This is a genomic window from Candidatus Frankia alpina (genome assembly GCF_902806485.1).
In the GTDB taxonomy this organism is placed as follows: Bacteria; Actinomycetota; Actinomycetes; order Frankiales; family Frankiaceae; genus Frankia; species Frankia alpina.
On record NZ_CADCWT010000127.1, the window covers coordinates 1 to 13,984 of the forward strand.

Below are 13,984 nucleotides of genomic sequence, written 5' to 3' on the forward strand. Positions count from 1 at the left end.
GAGCTGGGCATGGTCGAGGAAGGCGCCGGGCATCGCCGCGAGGTCCGGTCGGGACGGCGCGGCGCCCGAGCGGACCAGCAGGTCGCCGAGCGCGGCGATCATCACCCCGTTGTCGGTGCAGCGCTTGCGGGCGGGGATCCGCAGCCGGATACCGGCCGCGTCGCACCGCTGCGCTGCCAAGGCCCGCAGCCGGCTGTTCGCCGCGACCCCGCCGACGATGAGCAGGTCACCGATCTCATGGTCGCGGCAGGCGCGGATCGCCTTGGCGGTGAGCACGTCGACCACGGCCTCCTGGAACGAGGCGATCACGTCGCCGGCAGGGACGGTGGAGTCGGGGTGGGCCTCCACCCAGCGAGCGACGGCCGTCTTCAGCCCGGAGAAGGAGAACATGTACGGCGAGTCGGTGCGGCCGGTGAGCGGGCGCGGGAACGCCAGCGCCGTCGGATCGTTGCCGACCGCCTCGCGGTCGACCGCCGGCCCGCCCGGGTAGGGCAGGCCGAGGACCCGGGCGACCTTGTCGAAGCATTCGCCGGCGGCGTCGTCGAGGGTGTCGCCGAGATGGATGATCGGGTCGCGGGCCAGGTCGCCGACGCGCAGCAGCGACGTGTGCCCGCCGGAGACGATCAGCGCGATGACCGGGTCGGGTAGCGGCTCGCCGTCGACGAGGTCCGCGGCGAGATGGCCGGCGAGGTGGTGGACCCCGTAGAGCGGCACGTCGAGTGCGGTGGCATACGCTTTCGCCGCGGACACCCCGACGTGCAGCGCGGTGGCGAGGCCGGGACCTGCGGTGACGGCGACGGCGCCGATGTCGGCGGCGGTCAGCCCCGCCGCCGACAACGCCGCGCGCACGCACGGGACCACCGCCTGCACGTGTGCCCGCGCCGCGATCTCTGGCACCACGCCGCCGTAGCGGGCGTGCTGGTCCATGCTCGTCGACAGCGCCTCGCCGAGCAGGACGCCGTCGCGGACGAGCGCGACCCCGGTCTCGTCGCAGGACGTCTCGATGCCCATCACCACCGGGCTGGGCTGCACCGGCATCGTTCGTAGCCTCCCTCGGACGGCGGACCGCCACCGTCCCTACCAGCACCATCCCCGCGCAGGGCAGGAAATTGTCTCCTTGTGTGGAGACTACGCCGGCCCCGAGTTCGCACGTCAGCCCAGGTCAGCGAGGGTCGTCCGCGGGATCGGCGGCGGCGCAGGCCCGGCACAGGCCGGTGAGCGCGGCGTGATCGGGCTGGAGCCGGAACCCGATCTGGCGAGCGAGCCGATCGGCGACGCCGTCGAGCAGGTCGGCCGGCACGTCGCTGATCTCCCCGCAGCGCCGACAGCGCACGTGCAGGTGGCTGCTGCCGGTCAGGGACGGGTCGAGGTGGTAGACGGCGGGCCCGTGGTCGGGATGCACGTGGGTGACCAGGCCGAGATCGCCGAGGGTCTCCACCGCCCGGTAGACGGTGGTGCGGTGCAGCCCCGGGACGATCACATCGGCGCGGGCGAGGACGTCGTCGACGCAGAGGTGCTCGCTGGTCTCGGCGAGCACCCGCAGCACTGCCCGGCGCGCCGGGGTGACCCGTTCCCCGAGCACCCGCAGTTCGGCGACCCCGGCCGCGGCGAGATCCCGCCGGCCGGCGCTGGTATCCGGCGCGGCGCTGGTATCCGCCTCGACGCCGGCATCCGGCGCGGCGGCGTCGGCGGGCCGGCTGTCCTGCATGACGTCCACCTCCGGACAACGATCGGCCGGCCGGTGGCGCTCCCGGGCGATGGCCCCGTCGGCTGTACCGATCATCCCGACTGGCGGTGGGTCCCCGGTGGGTCCCCGGTGGGCAGGGTCCGCGACCACGGCCGACATGATCAGGTTTGGGAGTTTCGGACCGCGAATCCGACGGACGAAAATCTCATGACGCGCCGGACCATGTTCGGCGTGCGGATTGTTGTGGGCGGGTGACCGGCGCTTGGCGGCGGGCTCTCGGCGGTGGGCTGCCTTATGACACAGTGTCCGCCATGGCCGTGCTCCCCATCCGTACCGTCGGCGACCCCGTGCTGCGCACTCCGACGGCGCTCGTGACGACGTTCGACGCCGCATTGGCGCGGCTGGTCGACGACATGATCGACACCATGTACGACGCGCCCGGTGTGGGGTTGGCTGCCCCGCAGGTGGGCGTCGGCCTGCGGGTGTTCGTCTTCGACGTCGACTACGACCCGCGCGACGTCGAGGTGCCCCGCGTGCCCCGCGTGGTGGTGAACCCGGTGCTGGAACGGGTCGATGATGGCGAGCACCAGCACGGCCTGGAGGGCTGCCTGTCGGTACCGGGCCGGCACTTCCCGACGACGCGGGCACTGCGGGCGAGCGTGCGCGGGGTGGATGTCACAGGTGCGGCCGTGGAGTACGCCGGCGAGGGTCTGCTGGCCCGCTGTTTCCAGCACGAGGTCGACCACCTCGACGGCATCCTGTATCTCGACCGGCTGACCGGCGAGGACCGCAAGGCAGCCGTGCAGGCGTTGCGAGAGCCTCCGCCGAGCCCGGAGCAGGTGCGCGCGGCCGGCGAGGAACTACGCGCCCTGCGCCGCGCGGACCAGTGACGCGGGGGGATCGGGTGATGGCGGCACACCGGATGGGAGGCGGGTTATCTTGGCATCCTCCCGCCCGCCAGAATCGTAAGAACGCCGTCCGGGAGAGCATCGTCCGGGGGAACGCCGGACGGGAGAATGCCGGTGCGTCGAGGAAGTGGGGAGTGGCCGCGGTGACGGTGTTCTCCGGCGGGCCGTATAAGCGGCCGTTCCGGTTCAACATCCAGTGTTCCTCGCCCGAGCAGGTCGACGCCCGGTCGTGGGCGGACCTCGCCCGGCAGGTCGAGGACCTGGGGTACGCGACGCTGACCGTCTCCGACCATCTCGACGAGCAGGTCGCCCCGATCGCGGCGCTGATGGCCGCGGCGGATGCCACGACCACGTTGCGCATCGGCGCGATGGTGTTCAGTAACGACTACCGGCATCCGGTCGTGCTCGCGAAGGAGGCGGCCACCCTCGACGCACTGTCCGGCGGCCGGTTCGAGCTCGGCCTCGGCGCCGGCTGGATGACCTCGGACTACGAGCGCGCCGGCCTGCCGCTGGACCCGCCGGGGGTGCGGATCAGCCGCCTCGCCGAGTCCCTCGACGTCATCAAGGGCATGTTCGCCGACGGCCCGTTGACCTACCATGGCACGCATTACCAGGTGGCCGGGCTCAGCGGCACGCCGAAGCCGGTGCAGCGCCCCCATCCGCCGATCGTCATCGGCGGTGGCGGGCGGCGGCTGCTGTCGCTGGCCGCACGGGAGGCCGACATCATTGGGCTGAACATGAACATGGTCGGCGGGGTCATCGACGCCTCCCTCGGCCCGAACGCGACGACGGCCGCCACCGACGAGAAGATCGGCTGGATCCGTGAGGCCGCTGGCGCCCGGTGGGACGATCTTACCCTGCAGGTGCGCATCCACCTGGCGATCGTCACCGACAGCCGCCACGAGATCGTCGAGCAGCTCGCCGCCGGCTTCGGGCTCACCACGGAGCAGGCCTACGCCGCCCCGCACGCGCTGTGCGGCTCGGTCGACCAGATCGTCGACGACCTCGTCGAACGTCGGGAGCGGTTCGGGATCAGCACCATCGGCGTCGCCCTCGACTCGCTCACCGCGCTGGCACCCGTCGTCGCGCGACTCGCGGGTACCTGACCCGCCTGGCGACCACCGCCCGTCGCCGTTCCTGTCCCGCCGTCCGCCGCCGCCTGTTGCATCGTTGTATCCCGAATCCATCCGAACGCCCGTCGTCGTCGAGGAGCCAGCGTTGGTCGAGCACATGAAGTGGTGGGGTTGGGGCCGGGAGAGTGTTTCCTTCAGCCACGGCGACAAGCCCGACCTGGCGCCGTTCGTGCGCACGCACATCGGTCTCGACATCACCCGGCCGCCCGCACAGCCGCAGGCCTTCGCGGACCTGGCGATTCCCGCGCCGACGCTGCCGGAGCCGCTGCGCGCCGCGCTCGTCGCCGCCGTCGGCGCGGAGCACGTCCACACCGACGCCCACGACCGGGTGGTGCACGCCTACGGCAAGAGCCTGCGTGACCTGGTCCGGATCCGCAACGCCGACCTCGGCCGGCTGCCCGACGCCGTCGTCTACCCGGACGGCGAACAGGCGGTGCGGGCCGTGCTAGCCGCCGCGCTCGACGCCGACGCCGTGGTCATCCCGTTCGGCGGCGGCACCAACATCTCCGGCAGCCTGGAGGCGCCGCGCGACGAGACCCGGCCGGTGCTGTCGGTGGACCTGGGCCGCCTCGACCGCGTCCTCGAGATCGACGCCGACGCCCGGCTCGCCCGCATCCAGGCCGGGGCGCTCGGCCCGCACCTCGAGGAGCAGCTCAACGCCCAGGGCTGGACGCTGGGCCACTTCCCGGACAGCTTTTCCCACTCCACCCTGGGCGGGTGGATCGCCACCCGCTCGTCGGGTATGCAGTCCGACAAGTACGGCGACATCGCCGAGATCACCCGGGCGGTGCGCGTCGTCACCCCCGCGGGCATCCTCGCGACCCGGCCCGTGCCCAGCCAGTCGACCGGGCCGAGCGCGCGGGAGATGATCCTCGGCAGCGAGGGCCGGCTCGGCATCATCACCGAGGCGACGGTGCAGGTGCACCGGGTGGCCGAGGAGCGGGTCATCCTCGGCTACTTCTTCCCCACCTGGGACGATGCCCTCGTCGCCCTGCGTCAGATCGCCGAGAGCGAGGCCAGCCCGACCGTCACCCGGGTATCCGACGCGAACGAGACCCGGTTCTCCTTCGCCACCCGCAAGAAGGGTTCGCTCGCCACGGGGCTGGTCTCCGCCGGGCTGAAGCAGTATCTGCGCCGGGTCCGCAACTACGACCTGGACCAGATGTGCCTGTCGTTCATCGGCTTCGAGGGGACGCCCGCGCACGTCAAGGCGCAGCGCAAGATTGTCGGCGAGATCGTCGGGCGCCACGGTGGCATCTGCGTCGGCACCGGCCCCGGGCAGCTCTATGACCAGAAGAAGTTCGACACCCCCTACATCCGCGACTTCCTGCTCGGCCAGGGTGCGGTGGCGGACGTGTCGGAGACGTCGGCGTCCTGGTCCCAGCTTGCCCCGCTGTATCGGGGCGTGGTGGCCCGGGCCAACAAGGCGTTCGCCGAGATCGGCGTCGACGGCTGGATCATGTGCCACCTGTCGCACTCGTACCACTCCGGCGCCTGCCTGTACTTCACCTTCGCCTATGAATCCCCGGCCACCCTCGCGGCGATCGAGGGTTATGACACGGTGAAGTCCGCGATCCAGCAGGGCTTCCTCGACCTCGCGGGCACCCTGTCGCATCACCACGCGGTCGGCCTCGAGCACGCCTCCTGGCTGGGTGACGACATCTCCCCGGCCGGCGTGCACCTGCTCTCCGTGCTGTTCGACGGCATCGATCCCGGCCACAACCTCAACCCCGGGAAGATCATCCCTGGTGCTGGTGCTGGTGCTGGTGCTGGTGCTGGTGCTGGTGCTGGTGCTGGTGCTGGTGGTTCGGCGAAGGACGGCGGGCTGACCGGAGACGGCGGATCGGCGGCCGACGGCGAGTACACAGCCGGTTAGGGTAGCGCCGCAGAAGTCCCCTTCCCATCCTGCTATCACGTTCCGTGACGTCTGGCGGTGTGGCTGAGGCGGGTCGCGAACCGGGTGACGGCTCGTGTATCGGCGGCGGATGCGTGGGAGAGCGCCTGCCTGTTCCTTCTGGGGGGTTCGGCGTCCGATTCGTCCCCCCAGAAGGAACAGGTAGCTCCGCTCCCGTGCACACCGCCTCCTCGTGGGGTGGTGTGGCGGTGCCGGGGGGCCGTCCGGCGGTGAAGGCGGGCGCGGTCTGGCATCACCCCCCGTCACCGAACACCGGAAAGGGACTGAGGACAGGGGAAGGACGGTGGGCATGCGGACGATCCTGGTGGTCGGGATCGGGGCCGGGGACCCGGAACAGCTCACGATCCAGGCGGTCAAGGCCCTCGGCCGCGCCGACGTGTTCTTCGTGCTGGACAAGGGCCCGGCCAAGGACGACCTGGTCAGGCTGCGCCGGGAGATCCTCGACCGGCATGTCGGCGTCGGCGGCTACCGCATTGTCGAGGCGCGCGACCCGCGCCGGGACCGCAATCCGGCGGACGCGACCGCCTACGCCGCCGCCGTCGAGGACTGGCATGATCGCCGCGCCGAGCTGTACGAGCGGATGATCGTCGATGAGCTGGCCGAGGACGGCTGCGGTGCGTTCCTCGTCTGGGGCGACCCGTCGCTCTACGATAGCACGCTGCGCATCATTGAGCGGGTCGCCGCCCGCGGCCGGGTGGCGTTCGACTACCAGGTGATCCCCGGGATCACCAGCGTGCAGGCGCTGGCCGCGAGCCACCGGCTGGTGCTCAACCGCGTCGGCGGCCCCGTCGAGATCACCACCGGCCGCCGCCTCGCCGACGGCTTCCCGCCCGGGGGCGACGACGTCGTCGTCATGCTCGACGCGGACGCCACCTTCCGCACCCTCGACGATTCCGACATCGACATCTACTGGGGCGCCTACCTCGGCACCCCGGACGAGATGCTCATGCACGGCCGGGTCGCCGACGTCGGCAGCTCCATCGCCCGCACCCGCGCCGACGCCCGCCGCCGCAAGGGCTGGATCATGGACATCTACCTGCTGCGCCGCCGCCCACCCGCGGTCCCGCCCGCCTCGGGCGGCCGCGGCCCGTCCGCCTCCACGGCCGACGCCGACATTGTCGAGTAGTGCGCCGGTAAGCGAGGAGCCATGAACGATGCTCGTTTTCTCGACGAGGTCGCCGGAACGCTGGCCGGTCTGCCGACGGTCGAGGCGGTGACGCTCGGCGGGTCGCGGGCGCAGGGGACCCACCGACCGGACAGCGACTGGGACCTTGCGATCTACTACCGCGGCGAGTTCGACCCGCAGTCCCTGCGGGACCTGGGCTACGAGGGCGAGGTGTCCGAGATCGGCGGCTGGGGCGGCGGGGTGTTCAACGGCGGTGCCTGGCTGCGCATCGCCGGCCGGCCGGTGGACGTTCACTACCGCGACCTCGACGTCGTGGCGGAGCAGCTCGCGAGGGCGGAGTCGGGGGAGTTCCACATCGAGCCGCTTATGTTCCACCTGGCCGGGATCCCGAGCTACCTCGTCGTCGGCGAACTCGCGATCAACCGGGTGCTGGTCGGATCACTGCCCACGCCGGGCTATCCCGAGGCGCTGCGGATGTCGGCGTCCCGGATCTGGGCCGACCGCGCGGCGCTGACGCTCTCCTACGCCGAGCACAACCACGCTCCCCGAGGGCGAGCAGTGCAGTGCGCGGGCCTGCTGGTGGTCGCCGCCTGCGAATACGCACACGCGATCCTCGCCGCGAGGGGCGCATGGGTCACCAACGAGAAGCGGCTGCTGGACCGTGCGGGAATGCGTGGCGTGGACGACATTATCGCCGGCCTGACCGGCCAACCCGGCGTTCTCACGGAGGCCGTGGCCGCCGTGCGCGCACTCGGGACCACGACGCTGCGGTCGATGCACGGCCTCGCGGCGTCGTCCGCGGCGTCCGGATCCGCGGACGACGCCGGTGTTGGCGCGCCAGGAGGCGCGGCGGCTCACCGGTCAACGAAAGCCTGACCACCATCGACACCTACCCCGCCGGCGGTGACCCCCACGCCGACGGCCGAACGCGCTCGGCCAGCAGCTCACAGAAAGGGGCCAGATCTGTCGTGGCGCTCAAGACGGGGCCTCAGCCGGCGAGGAAGTCGAGCAGTTCCTGGTTGAAGTCCTGCTCGAACCGGCCGGTCAGGCCGTGCGGAGCGCCGGTGTGGACCTTCAGCGTGGCGTGGGGCAGCAGCTTGACCGCGCGGGACGCCGAGACCGCGATCGGCACGATCTGGTCGTCGTCGCCGTGCGAGAGGAGGACCGGGATGTCGATCTTCTTCAGGTCCTCGGTCAGGTCCGTCTCGGAGAACGCGGCGATGCAGTCGTAGGCACCCTTGACGCCGACCGTCATACACATCTGCCAGAAGGCGTCCCGGGTTCCCCGCGACACGTTCGCGCCGTCGCGGTTGTTGCCGTAGAACGGTTCGCCGAGGTCCCGGTAGCACTGCCCCCGGTCCGCGGTCAGTCCGGCGCGCAGGCCGTCGAAAACCGCCTTCGGCGCACCCCCCGGATCACTGTCGGTGGCAAGCAGGTGCGGCGTCACCGCGCCCCGCAGCACGGTCTTGGCCACCCGGGAGGAGCCGTGCCGACCCAGGTAGCGGGCCACCTCGCCCCCTCCGGTGGAGTGGCCGACCAGGACGACGTCGGTCAGCTCGAGAGTCTCGATCAACTGGGCGAGGTCGTCGGCGTAGGTGTCCATGTCGTTGCCGTCCCAGGTCTGGCTGGACCGTCCGCCACCACGACGATCGTGGGCGATCCCGCGGTACCCGTGGTCGGCGACCAGCTGGAGCTGGTTGTCCCAGACGTCGGCGGTCAGCGGCCAACCGTGGCTGAACACGACCGGCTGGCCGGAGCCCCAATCCTTGTAGAAGATCCCGGCGCCGTCCTTCGTGGTGATCGTGGGCACGATGATCATCCTTCCGTCGACGGGGCCATCGTGTCGTCCGGCCACGAGGCGGCCGGGAACGAGCTCCCCGGGCTGACGGTAGCGCTGCGTAGGCAATCAGGCGCGGTGTCAGTGGTCGGACGCGGCGGTCAGGGCGGCGGCGAGGCCGAGGTCGGGGTCGGCGGGGGCGAAGAAGCGGTCGACCTCGGCCGGGTCGACCTCGTCGAGGCGGGCCGGTGACCAGCGGGGGTTACGGTCCTTGTCGACGACGGCCGCGCGGATGCCCGCGACGAGGTCTCCCGTCGCGAGGGTCGTCCGCGCCAGCCGGTATTCCTGGTCGAGTGCGGCTTCCAGGCTCGTCATCGACCGGGCGGCCCGCAGCGCGCGCAGTGTGACGGCCAGCGACGTCGGGCACTTGCTGCCGATCTCCGCCGCATCGGCACCCGCCGCCGGCACGGGGCTCGCCGCGAGCGCCGTGACGATCTCGGTGACTTTGTCACCGCGGTAGAGCTCGTCGATCCAGGCTCGGTCGGCGGTGAGACGGCCGGGCGGCGGGGCGTGGGCGGTGAAGTCGAACGCGGCGAGCGCGGCGGCCGGGTCGGCGGCGCGGCGCAGCGTGTCGAGCAGGTCGGGGATGCGGTCGGCGGGCAGGTAGTGGTCGGCGAGGCCGGCGGTGATCGCGTCGGCGGCGCCGATGCGGGCAGCGGTGAGCGCGAGGTGCGTCCCGAGCTCTCCGGGGGCGTGGGACAGCAGCCACGTGCCGCCGACGTCGGGGATGAAGCCGATGCCGACCTCGGGCATGCTCAGCACCGACCGCTCGGTGACGATGCGGACCCCGCCGTGCGCGGAGACGCCGATGCCGCCGCCCATCACGATCCCATCCATGATCGCGATGTAGGGCTTGGGGAAACGGCCGATGCGGGCGTTGAGCCGGTACTCGTCGGCCCAGAACGCCAGCGCCCGCTCGGGCGTCCCGGCGAGCACCGCCTCGCGGATCGCCCGGATGTCCCCGCCGGCGCACAGCCCGCGCTCGCCGGCGCCGTCGATGACCACCGCGGTCACCGTCGGGTCGTCCGCCCAGTCCCGCAGCGCCGCGTCGAGCAGGCCGACCATGGCCGAGGTCAGCGCGTTGATGGCCCGCGGCCGGTTGAGGGTGAGCCGCCCGAGCCGCCCGTCGCGGCCCTCCCGCCGTACCAGCACCTCCGGCTCCGGCGCCGTCTCGGGCGCCGAACCGGTGCGGTATGGGACATCGGCCGCGTGCGGGGACATGGATTCGCCATCCTTCGGGTCGAGGAATGTCGGGTCGCTGAACATCGGGTCGCTGAACATCGGTCGGGGAGCACCGGCGCGTCGGGGGGATATCAGCAAGTCGGGGAACGTCGGTGATTGCCGTTCATCCTGCCGGCCCGAGGCCGCACGCGGTAGGGATGGCCCCGGCAGCCGCCGAATCCGACCATGGTCATGTGACGCTGCGGCCCAGGTTCCGGCGGCGATCGAATGATCGTCGCTGCCACCATAAATGGGATGCGAAGAGTCACGGTGGCGTGCCAACCTGACAGCCATGGCTCCTCTCGGCGGCACCGGCCTCGACCCGGCGGCCTACGGCGAGCACATCGCCGACGTGTATGACGAGTGGTATGCCGCGCCGGCCCGACAGCCCGAGGTGGCCGTGGCGGTCGACTTTCTCCGGACGCGGGTCGGCGCAGGGCCCGCGCTGGAACTCGGCGTCGGAACGGGGCGCCTCGCGCTGCCGCTCGCGGCCTGTGGGACAGCCGTCGTCGGAATCGACGCCTCCCCTCGAATGGTCGCCCGGCTGCGGGACAAACCAGGCGGGTCCGGGGTCGAGGTCGTGGTCGGCGACTTCGCCGATGTCGACGCCCCAGGCGGACCGTTCGGGCTGGTGTATGTCGTGTTCAGCACCTTCTTCGCGCTGGTCGACCAAGGACACGCAGGTGCGCTGTTTCGCGAACGCGGCGGCTGCCCTGCGGCCGGGTGGTGTGGGCACCTATCCGGTCGACATCCGGTATGCTTGGCCGAGCGAGCTGGATCTGATGGGCCGACTCGCCGGCCTGGAACTCGCCGAGCGGTGGGCGGGATGGAATGGCGAACTCTTCACCTCGACCAGCCCGGCCCGGCCCATGTCTCCGTCTGGCGCAGGCTGCACCCGTGACGCGCAGGCGAGGGATCGCGGATCAGCCGGAATCGGACGGGCGGGTGCTGAACCGGGCGCACTGGGCCGAGCGTGTGCTGCTTCGACGAGGGCCCGTACGTCTCGACCGACACGGGTAGCTACGCCGACCGGCTCGCCGCCACGAGGCAGAACACCACCGTGCAGTACGAGCACCGGTTCGGCAGCGTGATCTCGGCGATCGCCGGCGCCGGGCTGCGGATCGAGTTCCTGCACGAGCGTGACATCGCCCGGTACGCGCAGTTCGATTCGCTGGTCCGCGGACCGGACGGCTTCCGGCTGCCCGAGGGACATCAGCGGGTACCACTCATGTATTCGCTGCGGGCAGCCAAACCCGACCGCCCGGACGCTTGTTGCGGTTTTGCGGACATCATGATCACCAAGGTCGGGGTCGGGGACGTTGTGCGGTACGAAACGCACGGTTCGCGGGCCCAGACCGTGCAGAATGCACCGCAATCGGCCGCGGTCGGCGCCCGCCGCCGCGGAACACCATGATCGTCGGGGCCGGCGAGCTCGCGGTAGGTACAGCGGGGGTGAAACGGGCAGCCTGGCGGGACGTTGATCAGGCTCGGCGGGGCCATGTTCCATCGCCTGCCCGGCGTACATCACCAGAATGCGTCGCGGCATCGGCGTGGCGTCCGTACTACGGCCCACGTGGCAGTCGGTCTGCCCGGCGGCGCCCCGGTGCCCGGCCCCTCGGCGGTCCGGGTCTGGTTGGCGCCGTGGCGCAGGGGGCGGGCCTGCGGCCGATGGCGGGTCAGTGGGAGATGCGGACGTGCCGTCGTCGTCGGCGATGACCGGCGGCGACCGTGGCCGATGGACGGATGCCAGTCAGTGCGCCGGCATCGGCCGGGCCGCCGTCTGTCCGGATGCCGGTGTCCGGCGCGCGCTCGAGCTGCAGTGTGGACGCCCGTTCGCTCAGGGTGAGGGTGCCCTGGCCCTCGACCAGGCCGTCGGGGACGTGGCGGGCCGGGCGGGGGCCGACCGGCATTCGGTGCTCCGGGCGCAGGCTCGAGGCGATCCGCCAGATGCTCCGGTAGCCGTGGGTCACGTGGAGGTGGTAGTCGAGGTCGCCGGTGCTGGGAAAGCGTTCGGTGCAGGCCAGGTCGGAGCGCGGGCACGGGTAGATGGTCACGGGACCTCCCACAGGGCGGATCGCGGCCGCCGCCGCGGATCACGCCTCGGGCGATCACCGTGGGGCCACCTCGGTCGGGGACGCGGCGACGTATTGCTGCTGGTCGGTTACAGCCGGGTTTCACGCTACGGTCCGCGGGCGGCATTCGCATCCCGGGCGGAGCAGACTGGAGGCATGCCTAGCACGCCGTCTTCGTCCCCAGACCCGACCGGTGGCATCCGGCTGCCGGTGAGCGCACCGGACGCCGAGGGCGAGGTGGTCGAGCTCTGTCGGGATCTGCTCCGCTTCCAGTCGGTCAACCGCGGCAACGGCGACGGCCACGAGCGCCCGATCGCCGAGTACGTCGCCGCGAAGCTCGCCGAGGTGGGCATCGAACCGACGATCCTGGAGTCGGAGCCGGGGCGCACCAGCGTCATCGCCCGGATCGAGGGCACCGACCCGTCCCGCGCGCCGCTGCTCATCCACGGCCACCTCGACGTGGTGCCCGCCGACGCCAGCCAGTGGCGGGTCGCGCCGTTCTCCGGTGAGGAGGTCGACGGCTGCCTGTGGGGGCGCGGCGCCGTCGACATGAAGGACATGGACGCGATGACCCTCGCGGTCGTGCGCGACCTCGCCCGCTCCGGCCGCCGTCCCCCGCGTGATCTCGTCGTCGCCTTCCTCGCCGACGAGGAGGCCGGCGGCGTGCTCGGCGCCCGCTGGCTGGTCGAGCACCATCCCGACCTGTTCGCCGACTGCACCGAGGCGATCGGCGAGGTCGGCGGCTTCTCCTACACCGTCTCCGACGACCTGCGGCTCTACCTCATCGAGACGGCCGAGAAGGGGCTCGGGTGGATGAAGCTGACCGCGTCCGGCCGGGCCGGGCACGGGTCGATGATCAGCGACGACAATGCGGTCACGGCGCTGTGCGAGGCGGTGGCGCGCCTGGGCCGCCACGAGTTCCCGCTGGTGCTCACGCCGACGGTGCGGGTGTTCCTCAACGAGCTGGGGGAGGCGCTCGGCATCGAGTTCGACCTCGACGACCTGCAGGCCACGGTCAGCAAGCTCGGCCCGGTCGCCCGGATGATCGGCGCGACGCTGCGCAACACCGTCAACCCCACCCAGTTGCAGGCCGGCGAGAAGGTCAACGTCATCCCGGGCGAGGCCACCGCCTACGTCGACGGCCGCTACCTGCCGGGCCAGGAAGAGGAGTTCATCCGCCAGCTTGACGAGATCCTCGGGCCGGACATCCGGCGGGAGTGGGTCGTCCACGACGACGCGGTCGAGACCGGTTTCGACGGGGCGCTGGTGGAGGCGATGGGCGCCTCGCTGCGCGCGGAGGACCCGATTGCCCGGGCGGTTCCCTACATGCTCTCCGGCGGGACGGACGCCAAGTCGTTCTCCAGGCTGGGGATCCGCTGCTTCGGCTTCTCCCCGCTGCTGCTGCCCGCGGACCTGGACTTCTCCGGAATGTTCCACGGTGTGGACGAGCGGGTGCCGGTCGAATCCCTGCGCTTCGGTGTCCGCGTCCTCGACCGTTTCCTGCGCGCCTGCTGATCCCGCCGGCCCGCTGAGCGGGCCCGTGGTCTGTGGTCTGTTGGGCCACGACCAGGCCCGGCGGCCGCCTCCATCGCATCCGGCTTGTTCGGCTGGGGCTGCGGGGCGCGGGACGCCGGGGTGCGGGTTGGTTCCCGTGTCGTCTCCGCCCACAGCGTACGAACATATGTTCGACATCCGGTGTGGGTTGTTCTACCGTTGACTCATGGGTTTCGATGAGGACGTCGGGGGCGATCCGGGTCCGCCGGCGCGGCTGGCGGTGATCTCCGGGCAGGTCGAGGGGCTGCTGGCCGCAGACGCGTGGCAGCTGTCGGACGGGGAGCTGGAGGGGCTGCTCGAGGGGGTGTGCCGGCTGGCCGGTCGGGTCGCGGCGGATCCGGGGTCTGCTGTTCGTCGAGTGGGCTATGCCCGCACGTTCGACCCCCACCAGCTCGTCAAACTCGCCGCCCGCCTACGCGAAACACTCACCACCGTCGATACCTCTCCCGGCGGCGACGACCCCCACACCGACAGTCGCACCGGCGAACACACCAACCCCAGCACCGGCAACAGCAAGACGGGCAACGGCAA

The 13,984-nt window shown here is 71.6% G+C and carries 13 protein-coding genes and 1 pseudogene; 9 read left to right on the forward strand and 5 right to left on the reverse strand.

Annotated elements, in window-relative coordinates; all coding sequences use genetic code 11:
• The coding region (tsaD, locus tag G6R25_RS14390; RefSeq protein ID WP_163553373.1) for a tRNA (adenosine(37)-N6)-threonylcarbamoyltransferase complex transferase subunit TsaD at window positions 1-1,038 on the reverse strand (1,038 nt) is incomplete at its 3' end.
• A 124-nt stretch (window positions 1,039-1,162) separates the two neighbouring features.
• Window positions 1,163-1,708: a Fur family transcriptional regulator gene (locus G6R25_RS14395; protein ID WP_136448019.1), complete on the reverse strand. Its 546-nt coding sequence runs from the start codon at window positions 1,706-1,708 to the stop codon at window positions 1,163-1,165.
• Window positions 1,709-1,998: 290 nt separating this feature from the next.
• On the opposite strand from G6R25_RS14395, the gene def reads away from it, so the two are divergent.
• The 5 genes from def to G6R25_RS14420 all read left to right on the forward strand — a co-directional run bounded on the left by def (window position 1,999) and on the right by G6R25_RS14420 (window position 7,645).
• Window positions 1,999-2,577 (forward strand): peptide deformylase, encoded by a 579-nt coding sequence (gene def, locus G6R25_RS14400; protein ID WP_136448018.1) that lies wholly within the window; start codon window positions 1,999-2,001, stop codon window positions 2,575-2,577.
• Window positions 2,578-2,738: 161 nt separating this feature from the next.
• Window positions 2,739-3,701: an LLM class F420-dependent oxidoreductase gene (locus tag G6R25_RS14405; RefSeq protein ID WP_235948452.1), complete on the forward strand. Its 963-nt coding sequence runs from the start codon at window positions 2,739-2,741 to the stop codon at window positions 3,699-3,701.
• A gap of 112 nt (window positions 3,702-3,813) precedes the next feature.
• On the forward strand, window positions 3,814-5,604 hold the full coding sequence (locus G6R25_RS14410; protein WP_235948454.1) for an FAD-binding oxidoreductase: 1,791 nt from the start codon (window positions 3,814-3,816) through the stop codon (window positions 5,602-5,604).
• A 328-nt stretch (window positions 5,605-5,932) separates the two neighbouring features.
• Window positions 5,933-6,769, forward strand: coding sequence for a precorrin-6A synthase (deacetylating) (gene cobF, locus G6R25_RS14415; protein ID WP_163553375.1), 837 nt, complete (start codon window positions 5,933-5,935; stop codon window positions 6,767-6,769).
• Between the two features lie 21 nt (window positions 6,770-6,790).
• Complete coding sequence (locus G6R25_RS14420; RefSeq protein WP_163553376.1) at window positions 6,791-7,645, forward strand: nucleotidyltransferase domain-containing protein; 855 nt, start codon at window positions 6,791-6,793, stop codon at window positions 7,643-7,645.
• A 112-nt stretch (window positions 7,646-7,757) separates the two neighbouring features.
• Here the strand turns inward: G6R25_RS14420 and G6R25_RS14425 are convergent, their stop codons facing one another.
• Window positions 7,758-8,579 carry an alpha/beta fold hydrolase gene (locus G6R25_RS14425; RefSeq protein ID WP_163553377.1) on the reverse strand — a complete coding sequence of 274 codons (822 nt, stop codon included), beginning with the start codon at window positions 8,577-8,579 and terminating at the stop codon, window positions 7,758-7,760.
• A 108-nt stretch (window positions 8,580-8,687) separates the two neighbouring features.
• The gene (locus G6R25_RS14430; protein WP_235948456.1) at window positions 8,688-9,827 is read right to left on the reverse strand and encodes an enoyl-CoA hydratase/isomerase family protein; all 1,140 of its coding nucleotides are present in this window, start codon (window positions 9,825-9,827) and stop codon (window positions 8,688-8,690) included.
• Between the two features lie 292 nt (window positions 9,828-10,119).
• Between G6R25_RS14430 and G6R25_RS14435 the strand changes: the two genes are divergently transcribed.
• Together G6R25_RS14435 and G6R25_RS14440 are read left to right on the forward strand one after the other, a co-directional pair.
• Window positions 10,120-10,728 (forward strand): methyltransferase domain-containing protein, encoded by a 609-nt coding sequence (locus G6R25_RS14435; protein ID WP_235948459.1) that lies wholly within the window; start codon window positions 10,120-10,122, stop codon window positions 10,726-10,728.
• Between the two features lie 72 nt (window positions 10,729-10,800).
• A complete protein-coding gene (locus tag G6R25_RS14440; RefSeq protein WP_161983005.1) occupies window positions 10,801-11,241 on the forward strand; it encodes a hypothetical protein in 441 nt (146 codons plus the stop codon).
• Window positions 11,242-11,503: 262 nt separating this feature from the next.
• Here G6R25_RS14440 and G6R25_RS14445 read toward each other — a convergent pair whose 3' ends face one another.
• Window positions 11,504-11,881, reverse strand: a complete 378-nt coding sequence (locus G6R25_RS14445) for a hypothetical protein (RefSeq protein ID WP_235948462.1) — start codon at window positions 11,879-11,881, stop codon at window positions 11,504-11,506.
• A gap of 174 nt (window positions 11,882-12,055) precedes the next feature.
• Here G6R25_RS14445 and G6R25_RS14450 point away from each other — a divergent pair, with 174 nt between their 5' ends.
• Together G6R25_RS14450 and G6R25_RS14455 are read left to right on the forward strand one after the other, a co-directional pair.
• The gene (locus G6R25_RS14450; RefSeq protein ID WP_235826161.1) at window positions 12,056-13,414 is read left to right on the forward strand and encodes a M20/M25/M40 family metallo-hydrolase; all 1,359 of its coding nucleotides are present in this window, start codon (window positions 12,056-12,058) and stop codon (window positions 13,412-13,414) included.
• A 205-nt stretch (window positions 13,415-13,619) separates the two neighbouring features.
• Window positions 13,620-13,984, forward strand: a pseudogene (locus G6R25_RS14455) (hypothetical protein); the annotation flags it as partial.

Coding starts and splice junctions, on each gene's coding strand:
- cobF (WP_163553375.1), top strand. CDS start 5,933: ATGCGGACGATCCTGGTGGTCGGGATCGGGGCCGGGGACCCGGAACAG.
- def (WP_136448018.1), top strand. CDS start 1,999: ATGGCCGTGCTCCCCATCCGTACCGTCGGCGACCCCGTGCTGCGCACT.
- G6R25_RS14450 (WP_235826161.1), top strand. CDS start 12,056: ATGCCTAGCACGCCGTCTTCGTCCCCAGACCCGACCGGTGGCATCCGG.
- G6R25_RS14395 (WP_136448019.1), bottom strand. CDS start 1,708: ATGCAGGACAGCCGGCCCGCCGACGCCGCCGCGCCGGATGCCGGCGTC.
- G6R25_RS14420 (WP_163553376.1), top strand. CDS start 6,791: ATGAACGATGCTCGTTTTCTCGACGAGGTCGCCGGAACGCTGGCCGGT.
- G6R25_RS14435 (WP_235948459.1), top strand. CDS start 10,120: ATGGCTCCTCTCGGCGGCACCGGCCTCGACCCGGCGGCCTACGGCGAG.
- G6R25_RS14430 (WP_235948456.1), bottom strand. CDS start 9,827: ATGTCCCCGCACGCGGCCGATGTCCCATACCGCACCGGTTCGGCGCCC.